The sequence below is a fragment of the Runella sp. R0.1_18 genome (assembly GCF_057652155.1).
Genome location: NZ_JBYFCK010000022.1, coordinates 87,168 through 104,872, shown reverse-complemented (window position 1 = coordinate 104,872; position 17,705 = coordinate 87,168). Strand labels below are relative to the sequence as shown.

Sequence of the window (17,705 nt, the reverse complement as noted above, 5' to 3'; positions counted from 1 at the left end):
CACTCGCCGCTACCGAAGCTTTCGTTCAACAGCGCCTTCATGGCTTGGCCTACGGCCACCACGAATGCTTAGTTATTGGTGGCAGGTTTTCTTCACGTCAATCACAATCCCACGTTGTTATTATTTTGTCAGAGTTAATACTTTTGAAAACATAAAACAGCGTTCCATATTGGTTGCTGTCTTTATAGTCCTTTATTAATTTGTCGGGCAATGCGTCTGTCCATAAGTCGTCGTTATAAAATTCAGGTTCGTAAAATGTTGCTTTAAAAAAATCTTCAACTGGAATGTCTTTAGCTAAGTCAATATAAAACGGTTTAGAACCATAGCCAATGAATTTGCAATAGTCTCCGTCCGAACAGGGCCAACTCCAATCTTGCCACGTAATTAAATGAGGGGTTGTCTTTTCTAATTCAGTAGTCTTTTGTTTAGCAATTTCCTGAATTTCATTATCTGTCAAAAGAGGATTTAATTGTTTCAATTGTTCAACTAAACTTTTTATGTCACCATCGCAAGTAAATGAATTTAAATCTGTCAATTTTCCACTTGCTAAGCATTCTGGGCAGATAGAAGTTAAGTCGTCAGAACCATAAAAAGCCTCTGCGTCAAAACAAAGTTTGCTTTGATGGCAAGTGTCGCAAATTGTTTCTGTGTCACGAAGTCCAACAAAAAGTTCTGGATTGTCAAAGTATTTGAATGTCATAATGTAGGGTCGTTTAAACTTGCCACCAACGTTTTGCAGCTTTGCGAAGGCGGGGATTTTCAGCACAAAACTTCATTAGATGCACAAAATTTGAATTTAGCACTTCACTGTCAAAGAAGTTCGAAACCCCCGCTTTTGCAAAACGGCTGTTAGCTGCTGGCTTTCTTCCAAAGTCTTGATTTCTTTTTGATTTTATATTTTAATTTTAGTCCTAATTCACCATTATTTGCTGATGAAACTGGTTTTTCATTTAATTGAATGCCTTCGATGATGTTCTTTTGGAAAATGCCATTTTTTTCAACTAATATTTCTTCAGATATCTTTAACTCGATATTGCTAATATTCACAATACAAACTTCTCCATCTTTGAATATTTCTAGCGGTTCATCGATTAGCAACAAGTTTTTAGGTAAGAGCTCAATATAGCCAAAATTCAATAGGTCCTTTTTTACATCATCTTTTACTAAAATACCGTTTTCGATTTCGTTGTATGCCTTAAAAAGTTGCCACGTTGACAATAAACCCCTTTCGTCATTAACAGCATCTTGTTTTTGATTATCTGTGAAAGGAGGATTTTGTCTATTCAAAGGTGGTAGATATCTCTGGTGATTCACTATATACAACGCAAATACATCGAACTTGCCCCTCTCTTTACATCGTCTATGTTTAATTTTTGAAATTTGACTGCAATCTGAATCTGTTGATGTTCCTCCAATACCTTTACATTCGATTATTAATATTCCATTTGGAAGTTCAACTTGGATATCTTCTTCAAGAATTTTTGATTCTGATTTTTCCTCGTCTATCTTGTTTATTTTTTTATACCCTAGCCATTTAAAGTATTTAATGAGGGCATCTACTAATTTGTCACCTGATTCAGTCAGTATTTCATGTAGAAAAGAGTATTGTTCTTTATTATTAATTATCTCTAGTTCCTTGCTTTTTAACTTTTCATCGTACTCAATCTGAATTTTATTATGCTGATCTAAAAGTTCTTTATGTTTTGGTAGCCAATAATCTTGTGATTCTGTCCAACTAAAGGTAGTCGAGAATGGAAATAAATCAGGCATTAAATCAGGAGCAATGCGAGTTAAAAATGAATTTAAAAAATCTCCTTTGTCCTCTATTTGTGGAAAATAGAAAATTATTGAATTATCTCTGAACTCGCACAAAGAGACAATGTCTCCACTAGAATTTTTGATTAAAGGCACAACATCAGGATTCGGAATTTGCTTGTTGGAATCCCAAATAGTGGGGTGATAAAATGTTTGATTGTAAATAGTTTTACTTAGATGTGATTCTAAAAGTTTCTTCAAATCCTCTCTACCAACAGTAACCGTCATTTCTTTTCCTTCTTTTGGAGTTGATAAAGGGGCATGTCCAGCGAATGAATATATACTGTATTTTTCAACGCCTTGTCTTTCTGGGTACCCTTCTGAAATTCTTATAGTCTCATACTCTATATCGTAGGAATCAACGGTAAAAGCAATAATTATATGTGGTCGTTTTCCAATTTGGTTTAAACGGTCATTTAGAATTAGACTACTTAATGGTCTAGGGTCAAAAACAGTCTCAGGGTAGCTACTTAAAAGGGCAACTGCGCTTTTACCAGTATGATTTTTTCGGATATGTTCTTCTGGATTATATGGGATTTTGGCGTCGGATTCTAAATCCATTATAATAATGTCAAACTCATGCAAATTTGAAGGGAAGTCAAAATTTAATAGTAATTGGTGATTCTCCTTTCTAGTTGTATTTGGAACATTAATTTTCTTACCTAATGTTCCAGCATAAATATTGAAACCGTTTTTTTCTAAAATGTTTATAGAGCTGTCATCAATATCAATGCAGCAAATTCTTGGTCGTTCATTTATAGCATTTGGTTCTTCTTGTAATGACCTTTCTGAAGAACTTATTTCTGTTTTTTTTTTACTGAATATTCCCATTCTTTCTTTATTTAAGCTTGCAGCTAACTCCCAAATATACGAAAGTTTTGCAGTAATTTCAAGATATTTGCTGTACTATTTTTATTTATTACTGTATTATTCGTGCCGTACTTTTCGTATTGTTAGGTATGCCGTACTTTTTGTATTGTTGGCTACTGTTGCTTGTTATACCAAAGCTAAAAAAAGGTTTTCTGATTCCCAAATTTATTCTTTTTTAAGTTTTAGAGAGTCAAATGGGCTCTTAATATTGTCGAGAGTCCGCTTGCTCACGTGGGTGTAGCGGAGGGTTGTTTTGATGTCGTTATGACCGAGTAGCTCTTGAATCAGTTTAATATCTGTGCCGGCTTCGTGCAAATGAGTGGCATAGCTGTGGCGTAGGCTATGAAAGGTCACATCTTGGATAATCTTGGCAGCATCTTTGGCACGATGGAAAATACTCTGTAAACTTCGTATACTGTATGGCTCGCCACTGTATTGTCCCTCAAAAAGCCAGTCTTTGGGTTGATATGCTACATAGTACTTTCGCAGAAGTTCTAAGATTCCTTCTGATAAGGCGACTGAACGGTCTTTTTTGCCTTTTGCTCCTTTGATGTTGATCACCATTCGAGCCGAGTGGATGTCTTTGATGCGGAGATTGACTACCTCGCTCACCCGCAGGCCAGCCGAGTAGGCCAAATAAATCATAGTCTTGTGTTTGAGATTTTCAAGTTGTGAAAATAGCTTTTCTACTTGATTGATAGCCAGAACATTGGGTAATATGACCTTCTTTTTGGGACGGGGTATTTCTACAAAAAAACGTTCTCTATGTAATACCTGCTCAAAGTAAAATTTTACGGCATTGATGCGGCTATGGAGCGTATTTTCGGATAGCTTGAGCGTGTTGGTACAATACAAAAAATAGTCGCGGAGGCGCGCAGCGCTTAGTTCGTCTACGGGTTTGTCCTTCAAGATGTATAACAGTTGAGCAAACTCATTGCGATACGTCCTAATCGTGCTGGGACTATAAGCTTTGAGTTCAAGGGTTTCAATCAGCCGTAGCAAAGCAGGTTGATTGATGGCATGGATATGCAATAGTACTTCTTTACCCGCAGGGTCAATTTTTAAGCCAAATCGTTCGCGGTACGCAGGCGTGTCGAGTACGTACCAAGCTTTTTGGGACTGACTCCAGCGAGCCCCAGTAAGTGTACGTACAAGCGCATGATGCGCGTTGTTAAAGGGAAACCGAATCAAAATCACGGGCTTATCGTTATGCACGGACAGTTCAAACTGCCATTCGTCGGGGAAAGGTGGGTTACTTGGCATTGGTTTCGGGACGTTTATCAAGCATTATTAACTGCTCTGCGATGATTTCGGTTACGTATCTTTTGCTCCCATCTGGAGCGTCATAGTTTCGGTTTTTTAGTTTCCCTTCAACATAGACCATACTTCCTTTTTTTAAATAATTATTCGCTAATTCAGCTAAATTTCGCCACAAGATAACTTGGTGCCACTCGGTCTCGGTACGTGATTGACCGTTTTTGTCTTTAAACACTTCGGTCGTTGCCAGTGAAAATTTTGCCACCGAAATGTTGCCCTCAAGCTGTTGATAGTCGGGTGCGTCGCCCAAATTGCCAATCAAAGTAACTTTATTTAAACCTCGCATAATGTTTGTTGTATAGGATGTTTTGAGTAAAAACAAGGAAGAATCAACTAGGTTAGATACATCTTTCTTCTACCTTCGCAGTGAATTTTATTGGTAAACGTCAGAACATGGAAAAAGTCACTCAAAAACCCATCTCGCTCACTTATCCTATCAGAATCGTCACGGCAGCCAGCCTGTTCGACGGTCACGATGCCGCCATCAACATCATGCGTCGGCTCATGCAAGCATCTGGTGCTGAGGTGATTCATTTAGGACACAACCGTTCCGTGTTGGAGATTGTGGAGTGTGCCATCCAAGAAGACGCGCATGGCATTGCCATTACGAGTTATCAAGGGGGGCACGTGGAGTTTTTTAAGTACATGTACGACTTGCTGCAAGAACGCGGCGCAGGCCATATCAAGATTTTTGGCGGGGGAGGCGGCACGATTTTGCCCAGCGAAATCGCTGAACTCCACGCCTACGGCATCACCCGCCTCTACTCTCCCGACGACGGTCGCGCCATGGGACTGCAAGGGATGATTGATGATTTGTTACGCTCCCTGGCCCCCAATGGGGGAACTGTAATTTCCCCCATTGGGGGCCAGGGAGCCAATTATCAAGACATTGCCCGATTAATCTCTCAAGCCGAAAACGGTTCTTTTACCCCCATTGGGACGGTCGCAGTGGCGCACCACCGCCGCGCGGGTCAGGGGGCTCTGGTCCTCGGTATCACAGGAACGGGCGGGGCGGGAAAATCGTCGTTGGTTGACGAACTCATACGGCGCTTTTTGCTCGATTTTGAAGATAAAACCTTGGCTGTGATCTCCGTTGATCCTACCAAACGTAAATCTGGCGGGGCGTTGTTGGGCGACCGTATTCGGATGAACTCCCTGCATCCCGACATCGCCAAGGGGCGGGTCTATATGCGTTCGTTGGCCACGCGGCAGTCCAATTTGTCACTCAGTCGGCACGTACAAGATGCCATTGATATTTGCAAAGCGGCTCATTTTGATTTGATTATTGTCGAAACGTCAGGCATTGGTCAGTCGGATACCGAAATCACCGAACATTCCGACGTCTCGCTGTACGTGATGACGGCGGAGTACGGAGCGGCTACGCAATTGGAAAAAATCGACATGCTCGATTTTGCTGACATTATTGCCATCAATAAATTCGATAAACGCGGTTCGCTCGATGCCCTGCGCGACGTCAGGAAACAATACCGCCGCAACCACAACCTTTGGGATGTTCCTGATGAACAATTACCCATCTTTGGCACCATAGCCAGTCAATTCAACGACGCAGGTATGAACGCCCTCTACGCCAAAGTGCTGGAGCTGCTGGAGGGGAAATGGCAAAGGGCAAATAGCGAAGGGCAAGAGGAGAGTGGCAAAGAACAGTGGGTAATGGGTGGTAGAAAAACCAGAGATTCGACACTCTTCAATCGACATTCGTCACTCGGAATCATTCCTTCGGATCGTGTGCGGTATTTGGCCGAAATCGTGGAGAATGCGCGAGCGTATGAGCAGTTTGTCAACGAACAAGTGGCGTTGGCTAGGCAATTGTATCAGTTGGACGGTACGCTTAAAACATTGGCGAAGTTGGAAAATGGTGTCAATATTGACGAACTCAAAGCAATATACGTCGAGTTGGAAGCCCGTTTGCACTACGACTGCAAGTACTTGCTCGAACAGTGGCCCGAAACGGTGAGAAAATACCGTGCCGAAAAGTATCAATTCAAGGTACGCGACCGCATCATTGAACAAGATTTGTGGCATGAAACGTTGTCGCACCTGAAAATCCCGAAAATAGCCCTGCCCAAGTACCACGATTGGGGCGATATTCTGCGGTGGCTACTGACCGAAAATGTTCCTGGCGCTTATCCATATACGTCGGGTGTGTTTCCGCTCAAACGCGAGGGCGAAGATCCCACGCGGATGTTTGCGGGGGAGGGCGGCCCCGAACGCACCAACCGCCGTTTTCACTATGTGTCGAAAGGGATGCCTGCCAAACGCCTTTCCACGGCCTTTGACTCGGTGACGCTCTACGGTGAAGATCCTGATTTGCGTCCCGATATTTATGGCAAAGTAGGGAACTCAGGCGTAAGCGTCTGCACCCTCGACGATGCCAAAAAACTATACAGTGGTTTTGACCTGTGCGACCCCAACACCTCGGTGTCCATGACCATCAACGGCCCCGCGCCCATAGTACTGGCGTTTTTTCTCAACGCGGCCATTGATCAGCAGTGCGAGAAGTATTTGCATAACCTCAACCCCAGCCCCAGCCCTTCTCCTGACAGGAGAAGGGAGCAAGAATTCCCCTCGCCTGTAAGGAGCGGGGCTAGGGGTGAGGTTGCTTACCAAGGTGAGGTTCCCGAAGGCAACAACGGCCTCGGTTTGGCACTCCTCGGCACCACGGGCGACCAACTGCTGCCTGCCGACGTCTATCAAAAAATCAAAGCCGATACCTTACGTCAAGTACGTGGAACGGTACAAGCCGACATCCTGAAAGAAGACCAAGCCCAAAATACCTGTATTTTTAGCACTGAATTTGCCCTGAAACTCATGGGCGATATTCAGCAGTATTTTATTGAAAATCAAGTCCGAAATTTTTATTCGGTTTCGATTTCGGGTTACCACATTGCCGAAGCGGGCGCCAATCCCATTTCGCAGTTGGCGTTTACGCTCTCCAACGGTTTTACGTTTGTGGAATACTACCTCAGCCGTGGTATGCACATCGACGATTTTGCACCGAACCTGTCGTTTTTCTTCTCCAACGGAATGGATCCTGAATATACCGTTTTGGGGCGGGTAGCGCGTCGGATTTGGGCCAAAGCCATGAAAAATAAATACAAAGGCAACGACCGCAGCCAAAAGCTCAAGTACCACATTCAGACGTCGGGGCGGAGTTTGCACGCGCAGGAGATTGCTTTCAACGACATCCGAACGACCTTGCAGGCTTTGTTGGCGATTTATGACAATTGCAACTCGTTGCACACCAACGCCTACGATGAGGCCATCACCACGCCTACCGAGGAAAGTGTGCGCCGTGCTATGGCAATTCAGCTCATCATTAACCGCGAATTTGGGTTAACCAAAAACGAAAACCCACTACAAGGAGCATTTATTGTGGAAGAGCTAACCGATTTGGTAGAAGAGGCCGTGTATCAGGAGTTTTTGAGCATTAACGAGCGCGGTGGTGTTTTGGGGGCGATGGAGCGTATGTACCAACGCAGCAAAATCCAAGAGGAGTCGATGTACTACGAAATGCAGAAGCATACGGGGGCGTTGCCGATTATCGGGGTCAATACGTTTTTGGATGAAAAAGGTTCTCCCACGGTGCTCCCTGCCGAGGTGATTCGCTCGACCGACGAAGAAAAGCAATACGCCGTTGCGTCGAGAAAAGCTTTTCAGCAGCGCAACGAAGCCCAAGCCAAGGCCGCATTGGCGAACCTTCAACAAGTGGCTCTTCAGAACGGCAATTTGTTTGAATGCCTGATGGAAACAGTGAAGGTATGTACCCTCGGTCAAATTTCATCGGCACTGTACCAAGTAGGAGGCCAGTACCGACGAAATATGTGATTTTTTCAGAAAAATGTGCATTTTTACAAAAGTAACATGTTAGAAAGTAAACTTTACTGCCTTGAAAATTGAAAGTATCAAAATACGAAATTTTAAGTCCATTAGAAAGTTAAATCTGTCTTTTGGGAATATTAATATTATGATAGGAGGGAATGGTGCAGGAAAGTCCAATTTTATCTCTTATTTTAAGTTTTTGAATCAGATTATTAGTCGAAACTTAGAAGCGTATGTTGCACGAAATGGAGGCGCCAATAACTTGCTTTTTTTTGGTAGTAAAATTTCTCCAGAAATAGGTTTTAAAATTACTTTCGATAACCTGAATTCGCGACTTGAAAATGTTTATACTTCGTACGAAGCGCGCCTAGCTCCTAACACTACTGATGGTTTTTACTTTACTTTAGAATCAATAGGTTATCGAGAAGGCTTAGGTGGGAATAATAATGAGCATTCCTTAGGAGTGGGTCATTCTGAGAGCAAATTAGAAGAATACAATAGAACTGATTCAAATTCTTACGGAGGAACTAATGGTGTTTCATTTTATGCTATTAAAGCTTGTAAAGGATTAAAAGTATATCATTTTCATGATACAAGCGATTCGGCAAAAGTGAAAAATACAGGTGACTTGGACGATAATCAGTTTTTAAGGGAAGATGCCTCTAATCTTGCGGCTTTTTTGTATCGTTTGAAGGAAAGACACGTCGAAAATTACCGTCAGATTGAAACCACCATTAGAAGAATTGCACCATTTTTTCATGGCTTTGATTTAAAACCAAGCGCCCTTAATCCTGATAAAATCCGTCTTGAGTGGTCTGAAAAAGGGTCTGATTTGTATTTTAATGCACATAGTTTGTCAGATGGTACTCTTCGGATGATGTGCCTGGCTACGCTCCTTTTACAGCCTGAGTTGCCCGAAACAATTATTATCGACGAACCAGAATTGGGGTTGCATCCATCGGCCATTCATTTGTTAGCATCATTGATAAAAATGGCTTCTGAGCGAACACAGCTTATAATTTCAACGCAATCAGTGACGCTAATAAATCAATTTACTCCACAGGATATTATCGTGGTTGATAGAAGTGAAGGACAATCGGTATTTCGCCGTATTGACGAGAATGAACTGACGCTTTGGCAAGATGATTATGCGCTTGGTGAAATTTGGGAGAAAAATTTAATTGGAGGCCGACCATGAAACAAGTTTTAATTTTGGTTGAAGGTCAAACGGAAGAAGAATTTGTCAAAAGTGTTCTTAACCCATTTTTGAATCAGCATGGTAAACACCTTAATCCAACCATTATTAATACAAAAATTGTCAAGGGGGGAAGGAATTTTAAAGGTGGAATAGATAATTATGGTCAGGTGAGAAGAGATTTGGTAAGGCTCGTAAAAAGCAATACACTCACAGTAACGACCTTTATTGATTTTTATGCCTTACCCGCAGATTTCCCAGGATACGGGGATGAAATAGTTGTAAAAAGTTCGCTCGAGCGGGTTTTGTATTTAGAAGAAAGCTTGCGCCAAGACATTGGTCATTCTAACTTTATTCCTTACATCCAATTGCATGAGTTTGAAGCGTTACTATTTTCTTCTATTGAGGGGTTTGCGTACTGTTTTGGAAATGATGTGCTAAAAATCAATGAGTTTAAAAGAATCATAGAACTTTTTCCCAATCCAGAGGACATAAACGATAACCCGTTGACAGCACCTTCCAAACGGATGCTAAATATTATCACCAACTATCAAAAGCCATTCCAAGGCGGGATGATTGCCTTGGAAAATGGTATTGATAGTGTTTTACTAAAATGCCCTCATTTTAGGGATTGGGTCAATAAACTGATTAATATTTAAAACTTCACTCCCGAAAACTTGCCGTTGTTTCGTCGCCAAATAGAGTTGTCATTGGCATTGATTTCACCGTCTAAGTTGAAGTCGCTGAGTTTGTAGAGCCCAAACTTGCCGTTTTCGTTGAGCCAAATTGAAGCATCGTTGGCGTTCACTTCGGCAAAAGACGTTTTATAGGAATCGGCGGCAAAAAGGCAGAAAACACTGCCAACTTGCAACTGCCCCGACGCGGGAAGCCCCGCAGGAACGTACGATTGGCGTTTTGTGAAGTCATAGCTAATTTTATTGTTTACGACCGCTACGGCATCGTGCGATACCGCTCCGATGTGGTTGCGGTGTTCGATGGCAACAAACAGCGTTTGGGTGGGATTAACCACAGGGCAAGCTCCTGTGGTTTGTACAGTACCGTCTTTGAAAAGCAATCCAGAGGTTTTAAAGATAGTCGAACTTGCTTCTTCGGGCGACGTCCGCAACGAAACCAATACCCAGTCAACTACATCAGGAGAATAGATTTCAGAGCCTTCATTACCAGGATAATTCCAAGGCGCATTTTTGTAGGGCTGACCAGCAGCCGTTTTGGTTGCCAACGCATCCTTAGGCGTTTGTCCTGGGAGCAATCCAAGTTGGTTGAGTTTGGTGTGCATGGTGGTTCCATTCATGGCACCTTCTAACAATACTTTGGTTTCGATACAAGCCGTCACTTGAGACGGAGGGCTTACCAGCACTGTAATTAACGAGCGGTCGCTTTCGCAGCCGTTTACAGTTTGGCTTACATAATAAGAAGTACTTCCTGTGGAGGTCGTAGAAGGGGTTGGGGCTGCCAAATTGCCCGTTCCACCTGTTGATGAACTGTACCATTTCAATGAAGTGCCAGTGGCGCTCAAAGCCGACGGTACTTGCCCTTGGGTATAATTGACCGAACCAGAAACCGCAGGCGGAACAGGTTTGGCTTTGATGGTGACGGGTATCATGGCGCGGCTACTTTCGCACGAATTAACAGTTTGACTGACGTAATAAGCAACCGTGCGCGCTGTGGCCGAAGAAGGGCTAGGAGCAGTATTACTCGCCGTTCCACCTACTGCAATGTCATACCATTTTAGGTTTGAGCCAGTGGCGCTAAGTGGGTTGGTGGCATCTCCCTGACAATAACTTGGTGGATTGACCACCTCTGGAAGGCTGGGTTTGCTGCGAATGGTCACCATTATTTGAGTTCGGTTGCTTTCGCATCCGCTGATGGTTTGTGAAACAAAATAGCTCAAAATGTTGGGACTAGCAGTGGAGGGGGTGGGGGCTGTGGTGTTGCTCTCACCTCCCGTCGAAGAAGTGTACCACAACAAATCATTTCCAACCGCCGCGAGAGGCGAAGCTGTTTGTCCTTGACAATATTCAACGTTGGACGCGCTAGGAGCAGTGGTTTTGGTGCCTACGTTGACCTTGATTTCGGCACGATTGCTCTCGCAACCATTAAGAGTTTGGCTCACAAAATAGGAGGTTGTCCCGACTGTGTTTGTGGAAGGGATGGGAGCTCCCGTAGTACCAGTGCCGCCCGTTGCTGTATTATACCACAATAAGGCCGTTCCGCTGGCCGACAGTTGCAAAGCTGTTTGGCCTTGGCAGTAATTGAGACTGGCTACCGTGTGCGGAATATCTGGTCGGTTTTTGACATTGACATTGATTTGGGTACGACTACTCTCGCAGCCATTCACGGTTTGAGAAACAAAATAGCTGGTCAAGGTAGCGGCAGAAGTTGAGGGGGTAGGTGCGGTGGTTACGCCTGTCCCTCCAAAAGGTGCCGTGTACCATTTTAGGTTTGCGCCATTGGCCGTAAGAGCCGATGCTGTTTGACCTTGGCAGTATTCAACGGACGTGGTCGCCGTAGGAGGGGTGGCTTGAGAGGCTACTATTACGTCGATTTGCGCCCGCGTACTTTCACAATTATTGATGGTTTGGGTGACATAATAGGCGGTTGTACCTGCATTGCTAGTCGATGGCGTAGGAGCGGAGGTGGTGCCAGTGCCGCCCGTTGCTTGAGTGTACCACTTTAGGCTTACACCAGCTGCGGAAAGTGCAGCTGCGGTTTGGCCAATACAATAATTGACAGGTGAAGTCACGGTTGGTTTTGTCACCGAGGCACAATCGGCGGGTTCGTTGGCCAAGGCACCCACACGAGGGATGTTGGCGTCGAGCCAGCTGAGACGCTGTTCTGTCCAGTTTTTAAACCAATCAATTTCTTCTTGGTAGGTGTTCCCCCAATAATAATTAGGCCAAATCCATTCGCCCAACAGTGGCCAGCGCTGAAAATTGCGCACCTGAGACTCGCCAAGGAGTGCGACGTTTTGGTTCACAAAAGTTGTGATATTGCTGTTGGTCCATTGGTTTTGGCGAAGCTGCTTCCAGCGTTCACGGACTTTGAGACAAAACTCACGGTCTTGCAGTAAACGTGCCCACCAAGTAGGGGTTTGCTTGTCGTCTTGTGGACAAAACTCCCGCACAAAATCATACGCCCAATGATTGGTTTCCCAACCTTTACAATAGTTGGCATTTCCGTATGAGTGGTCATAATCCCAAGCTGGCCCCATCTTTATTTTTGAATCGCGGCTATCGCGGTCTTTGTAGAAAAAAACACTCAGTCGGTACGCATCAATATTGTAGGTCAGTTCGGTAAGTAAAAAATAATCAACAAACGTATTGACATCAATGTACTTGGCATACCCGTTGGTTGGGTCTTTGAAGTTAGGGCCGTTGAGGGTATGCTCAAAATTTGTAAAATGGTTTTTGATGTATTCAAATTGCTCGGTGGTAATGTCTTCTTTCTTGGGGTATTCAAGCATGATGTTGATTTCCATCAGGTTATTGGCAGGATAAGGCGACTTCCAATACGCATCGGCACTTCCTGTATTTTTATCTACCTTCAGGATGTACCCTCCCGTAAGGGCATCGCCCGAATTATCGGCGGGTTTGAGTGAGGCAATGTTGACCCGATTCGCATCCCGTTTTATTTTCTCCATCAATATATAAACGCCTTTATAATCGCCATCAACCACTAATTCAACAAACTTGGTACGCGTAGCATACATTCCCATTTGGTTTGACAAATGGTACGTCAGTACGTCGCGCATGAGGGTTTTATCGGTATAGCTGGCATTCAGAATCCAGTCGCTTTCTTTGGGCATTCCCAATAAAGACACCTTGAGGTCGTCACCTGTTTCGGTACGTGTTTCAAAACCGTAAGGCTTTTTGGGGAAAAATTGGGAAGATGAACCACGGTGTTCGATGCCTACCGTTCCGTTATAATTATTGAAAGGGTCAGGCTGGTTATTATTGGCAGGGTTTCGATAATAATTTCGATTCCCTGGGCCGTTGTCAATGATGCCCATATTGACATTTACCTTGGGGTTATCTGCAATCGTTTGCCCACCAGTTGTGATGACAATAATGGGGAGATTGGAAGAGGTAAACGTCTGCGCAAAGGCACTGGAAAATGAGCCAATTATCAGAAAAAGTATTCCAAAGGTGTAGAATTTAGGCATGGTCGCTGAGTGATCTGATTTGCTATTTTAGCTCTTGAACAAAAACCGTACCACTTTCGCGTTTTAGAATTTTGTACCTTTGCAAAAAAGATGAAAAGTACGTTTCATCGACCTATATGTATGGAATCGAAAAGACAACAAAAAGTGGCGCGTCAAATCCAAAAAGATTTGAGCGATATATTTCAAAAAGAAGGCCGTTCGTGGTTTGACAATGCCTTTATTACCGTGACCGTCGTGCGTATGTCGCCTGATTTGAGCGTAGCAAGGGTGTATTTGAGTTTTTTGGCCGCCAAAAACAAAGGATTATTACTCGAACAAATCCAAGAACGTCACAAATCTATTCGTCAGTTGTTAGGAACTAAAATTCGCCACCAACTCCGCATAGTTCCTGAATTACATTATTATTTGGATGACACTGCCGAGTATGCCGCCAAAATGGACTCACTCTTTGCGGGTCTGACCATTCCACCGCCTGCCGATGGCGACACTCCTGACAACAAATAATATACTATTTGTGCTGGCCGCTCTTCACTGACCACTAACCGCTGTTTTGTTTTTAACCCAACCAAAAAATGACTTTAGAAGACATCCGTCGAGAAATTGATGCCATTGATGATCAATTACTTATTCTCCTCAATCAACGAATGCAGTGGGTGCATAAGGTAGGAGAATTAAAACGAGCTACTAAGACGGTGATTTATCGCCCTGAACGCGAAAAATCAATTTTGGATAGGCTTAATAAACAGAACAAAGGGATGCTGACGCCCGAGGCAATCGAGGCGATTTATCTGGAGATTTTTGCCACGGCGAGAAATATTGAACTTCCCGAACGCATTGCATACTTGGGACCCGAAGGAAGTTTTACCCACCAAGCGGCCGAAAGCCGTTTTGGCGGAATGAGTGAGTACATGACCCTTCCAACGATTAAATCGGTGTTTGAGGCTGTGGATACGGGACGGGCAAAATTTGGAGTAATTCCCATCGAAAATAATCAAGAAGGGATTGTCTATGAGACGGTTGACTTGCTGAATGAAACCAGCATTAGTATTGCTGCCGAGCTCAAAATTCCAGTGCATTTTGCCCTTGCCACAGAATGCGAAAATCCTTCTAAAATCAAACGTATTTACTCAAAAGACATTGCTTTTCGTCAGTGTCGTGGGTTTTTAAACAAGTATTTTGAACAAACTCAGCCCGAAGAAATTCAGGTAGAGTCAACATCGAAAGCTGCTAAATTGGCTTCCGAAGACCCCGAAAGCGCGGCTATTTGCTCTGTGATTGCGGCACGTTTGTTTAGCTTACCTGTGCTTTTTGATAACATCGAAGACAACAGCAACAACCGCACTCGCTTTTTTATTTTGGCCAAAGACTTTGTCAATCAGCCGAGTGAAAATGATAAAACGACCATCATTGCACGTTTGCCTGATACCGAGAAACCTGGCGTGTTGGCAGGCTTTCTTCAAGATTTTAAACGGGCTAATATCAACTTAACCAAAATCGAAAGCCGCCCCTACAAAGGAAGCGAGGATTTTAATTTTTGGTTTTTTATTGAATTAGAGGGGTATTTCAAGGACGAGAATGTACAGAAAGTGTTTAAAAAACACCGCAGTTATATCAAATTGCTTGGTAGCTACGTTAAAAACACGTAAAAAACAGTGACAATGGATATTTCGTGGCAAGAGTTTGAAAAAGTGGAACTTCGCGCAGGGACAATTGTGCAGGTGGAAGACTTTCAAAAAGCGCGGAAACCAGCCTACAAAATTTGGGTTGATTTAGGAGCCGAAATCGGGACAAAGCGCAGTTCTGCGCAGGTAACGAAACTTTATACAAAAGAAGAACTGCTAGGTCGCCAAGTGATTTGTGTGACCAACTTTCCCCCAAAACAAGTGGCCGATTTTATGTCGGAAGTACTCGTGACGGGATTTGTGCTGCCCGATGGCGAAGTGGTGCTATCTCAGCCCGAGCGTCCCGTCCCCAATGGTGCACGTTTGGCCTAATTCAAGAACGAAAAAGGTGAAAAAAATCTGCTTGTATCTGTGGTTAAGCGTAGCGAGTTGGGGAGCAGCCTTGGCGCAGTCAACTTACCCGATTGTTCCCAAACCAGCGCATTTAGTGCCCAAAAATGGCCATTTTGTTTTCCCTAAAACTTTGCTGATTGCCGTCACTAGCACCGACCCTCACTTGCGCCACTTTGCAGAAGAGTTTGCGCAAACCATTGGGCTGGTGTCGGGGCACGATACGCGCGTGTTTGCGGGTAATTTTCGCGTTAAAGAAGGTATCAATCTTGTACCAGGCAAAGACCTGAAATTGGGTCACAAAGGCTATTTTTTGGATATTTCACCCCAGCGTATCGTCATTACCGCCGAGCAGCCGCAAGGATTTGCTGCGGGTATCCATGCCCTGAAACAACTCATGCCACAGGCCATTATGGGCGCCCAACGCGTACAAGGAGTTGATTGGAAAATACCCTGTTGTTATATCGAAGACCAACCTTAATTTAACCCACAATAACGCGTGCTTTTGCACCTAACTGCCATGCTACAAAAACAGCCATTTGTTATTTGTTTTCGCTTTTCAAAGTCGTTGCTTTTTTTACCCGTAGTTTGTTTTTTAGTATTAACGGGTTGCCAGCCATCCACCACCACGCAGCCCAAAGCACCTACTGAATCGTATAAACACACGAACATGGATATTCAGAGTGAAAAACATAAATCGACGGTTCACGTTCCCATCGAACTGTCGATTGCCGAACTGACGCGCCACCTCAATACACAAGTGCAAGGCTTGATTTATGAAGATAACGACCGCCAAGAAGGATTTAAAATAAAAGTATGGAAACGGGCGCTCATCGTAGCAGAAGCCCGCGATTCGCTGTTGTACTACACTGTTCCGCTGAAAATTTGGGGAGAAAAATCTTACCAAGTTTTAGGTATTACGGGGGCACAAGCAACCGAATTTCAAATCAATCTTAAATTTATGACGCGTTTTGGCGTTGATCCCGACTGGAAAGTGCGTTCTCAGACGGTATCTGCGGGGTTTGATTGGGTAACCAAGCCGAGTATCAAAGTAGCCAACATCGAAATCCCAATTACGGGCATCATCAGCCGTAAAATTTCCGAAAACCTTGAGACATTTTCCAAGGCCATTGATAAAAATATCCAAGAGAGCATCGAAGTAAAACCATACGTAGTGCAGGCATGGAACCTCATCAGAGAGCCGCGTCAATTGTCAGAAGAATACCGTACTTGGCTGGTTGTTACTCCGACTGATATTTTAATGACACCATTCCAAGTTGATAAAGGAAAAATTAGCACAAGTATCGGCATCAGGGGCTTTACCCAAACCCTCACGGGAGAAAAGCCAACCATCAAACCCGCGACCGAAATTCCTAATTTGATGATTGTGAAAGATATTCCCAAAGGCTTTCAGATTGGCTTGATTGGTGTGGTGCCATACGAAGAAGCATCGAAGTTAGCAGCTACGCAATTTGTAGGAAAACGGTTCGATTTTAAAGAAGGAAAATACAAAATTGAGGTGACGAGTGTTGATATTTATGGTCAGAACGATAAGCTGATTATCAAATCGGGGGTGAAGGGAAGTATCAATGGCGTCATTTATTTAAAAGGAATTCCGCATTATGATGCAGCTTCACGAACGTTATCGTTGAAAAATGTTGATTATGATTTAGACACCAAGAATGTGTTGTTGAAAACGGCCAACTGGCTTTTACAAGGAAAGTTTGCCAAGCAGATAGAACAGCAGTTTGTGTTTTCGGTAGGTGATCAGGTGGATGAAGCGCAAAAAGCTATTCGCCAACAGCTTACCAATCGGAAAGTGGCCAAAGGAGTGGCATTTGGAGGGCGATTAGACCATCTTGACCCCGACCAAGTCTATCTAACACCGACCTCTTTGGTGGCATTAATTGTGGCAAAAGGACAGATTGACGTCAAAATAGACGGCTTATTGTAGGGTAAAAAGCGCCCCTATTCATGGTATTTACGATTTTTTTCTTTTTATTTGATTTTTAAAGAGGCGAACTCTTTATAGCTTTGTACCCGATAGCGTTATCGAGGCCGTCTTATCGTTCTGCTCTCGCTTTATGTTGAGGGCAGGAAGGAAAGTCCGGACAGCGCAGAGTACCGTACTTCCTAACGGGAAGGCAGATAGTTGGCGACGGCTATTTGACAGCAAGTGCAACAGAAAATAAACTACCGTTTCTGAATAAGAAATGGAAAAGGTGAAAAGGTGGAGTAAAAGCCCACCGCTCGGCTGGCGACAGACGGGGCACGGTAAACCTTACGGGCTGAAAGACCAAATAAGTGTCGATTTTAGAGCTACTCGTTCTAATTCTCTTCGGAGGTGTCGGCATGGGTAGGTTGATAGATTTCAACGGCAACGTTGAAGCCAGATAAATGATAAGATTGTCAAGTTAAATTGATAAACAGAATCCGGCTTATAGGCCCGATTACGCTATTAAAAAAAAGTTTT

Annotated in this window: 13 protein-coding genes and 1 other RNA gene; 9 read left to right on the top strand and 5 right to left on the bottom strand. The window is 43.7% G+C overall.

All coding sequences use genetic code 11. From position 1 onward, the window contains the following. Positions 1 to 97 precede the first annotated feature (97 nt). From AC23P2_RS26410 to AC23P2_RS26395, 4 genes are all read right to left on the bottom strand, one after another. On the bottom strand, positions 98 to 700 hold the full coding sequence (locus tag AC23P2_RS26410) for a CbrC family protein (RefSeq protein WP_487775970.1): 603 nt from the start codon (positions 698 to 700) through the stop codon (positions 98 to 100). Between the two features lie 149 nt (positions 701 to 849). Continuing rightward, a complete protein-coding gene (locus AC23P2_RS26405) occupies positions 850 to 2,646 on the bottom strand; it encodes a hypothetical protein (RefSeq protein WP_487775969.1) in 1,797 nt (598 codons plus the stop codon). A 204-nt stretch (positions 2,647 to 2,850) separates the two neighbouring features. Beyond that, entirely contained in the window at positions 2,851 to 3,948 is a 1,098-nt protein-coding gene (locus AC23P2_RS26400) for a tyrosine-type recombinase/integrase (protein ID WP_487775968.1), read from the bottom strand. Then, positions 3,938 to 4,288: a single-stranded DNA-binding protein gene (locus tag AC23P2_RS26395; protein ID WP_487775967.1), complete on the bottom strand. Its 351-nt coding sequence runs from the start codon at positions 4,286 to 4,288 to the stop codon at positions 3,938 to 3,940. The genes AC23P2_RS26400 and AC23P2_RS26395 overlap by 11 nt, the downstream gene beginning before the upstream one ends. 107 nt (positions 4,289 to 4,395) lie before the next feature. On the opposite strand from AC23P2_RS26395, the gene AC23P2_RS26390 reads away from it, so the two are divergent. The 3 genes from AC23P2_RS26390 to AC23P2_RS26380 all read left to right on the top strand — a co-directional run bounded on the left by AC23P2_RS26390 (position 4,396) and on the right by AC23P2_RS26380 (position 9,696). Continuing rightward, positions 4,396 to 7,848: a methylmalonyl-CoA mutase family protein gene (locus AC23P2_RS26390; RefSeq protein WP_487775966.1), complete on the top strand. Its 3,453-nt coding sequence runs from the start codon at positions 4,396 to 4,398 to the stop codon at positions 7,846 to 7,848. Between the two features lie 61 nt (positions 7,849 to 7,909). Then, positions 7,910 to 9,040 carry an AAA family ATPase gene (locus AC23P2_RS26385; protein ID WP_487775965.1) on the top strand — a complete coding sequence of 377 codons (1,131 nt, stop codon included), beginning with the start codon at positions 7,910 to 7,912 and terminating at the stop codon, positions 9,038 to 9,040. Next, entirely contained in the window at positions 9,037 to 9,696 is a 660-nt protein-coding gene (locus tag AC23P2_RS26380; RefSeq protein ID WP_487775964.1) for a DUF4276 family protein, read from the top strand. The genes AC23P2_RS26385 and AC23P2_RS26380 overlap by 4 nt, the downstream gene beginning before the upstream one ends. On the opposite strand, the gene AC23P2_RS26375 is transcribed toward AC23P2_RS26380, so the two are convergent. Continuing rightward, positions 9,693 to 13,220, bottom strand: a complete 3,528-nt coding sequence (locus tag AC23P2_RS26375; protein ID WP_487775963.1) for a CotH kinase family protein — start codon at positions 13,218 to 13,220, stop codon at positions 9,693 to 9,695. The two genes, AC23P2_RS26380 and AC23P2_RS26375, sit on opposite strands and share 4 nt — an antisense overlap. A 120-nt stretch (positions 13,221 to 13,340) precedes the next feature. Here AC23P2_RS26375 and rbfA point away from each other — a divergent pair, with 120 nt between their 5' ends. The 6 genes from rbfA to rnpB all read left to right on the top strand — a co-directional run bounded on the left by rbfA (position 13,341) and on the right by rnpB (position 17,689). Next, positions 13,341 to 13,724 (top strand): 30S ribosome-binding factor RbfA, encoded by a 384-nt coding sequence (rbfA, locus tag AC23P2_RS26370; RefSeq protein ID WP_487775962.1) that lies wholly within the window; start codon positions 13,341 to 13,343, stop codon positions 13,722 to 13,724. Positions 13,725 to 13,792: 68 nt separating this feature from the next. Then, on the top strand, positions 13,793 to 14,866 hold the full coding sequence (pheA, locus tag AC23P2_RS26365) for a prephenate dehydratase (protein WP_487775961.1): 1,074 nt from the start codon (positions 13,793 to 13,795) through the stop codon (positions 14,864 to 14,866). 12 nt (positions 14,867 to 14,878) lie between these two features. Then, the gene (locus tag AC23P2_RS26360) at positions 14,879 to 15,214 is read left to right on the top strand and encodes a tRNA-binding protein (protein ID WP_028525286.1); all 336 of its coding nucleotides are present in this window, start codon (positions 14,879 to 14,881) and stop codon (positions 15,212 to 15,214) included. Between the two features lie 16 nt (positions 15,215 to 15,230). Then, the gene (locus AC23P2_RS26355; RefSeq protein WP_487775960.1) at positions 15,231 to 15,713 is read left to right on the top strand and encodes a glycoside hydrolase family 20 zincin-like fold domain-containing protein; all 483 of its coding nucleotides are present in this window, start codon (positions 15,231 to 15,233) and stop codon (positions 15,711 to 15,713) included. A gap of 39 nt (positions 15,714 to 15,752) precedes the next feature. Next, positions 15,753 to 17,186 (top strand): DUF4403 family protein, encoded by a 1,434-nt coding sequence (locus AC23P2_RS26350; protein WP_487775959.1) that lies wholly within the window; start codon positions 15,753 to 15,755, stop codon positions 17,184 to 17,186. A 95-nt stretch (positions 17,187 to 17,281) separates the two neighbouring features. Continuing rightward, an RNA gene (rnpB, locus tag AC23P2_RS26345) (RNase P RNA component class A) lies at positions 17,282 to 17,689 on the top strand. The last annotated feature ends 16 nt before the right edge of the window (positions 17,690 to 17,705 follow it).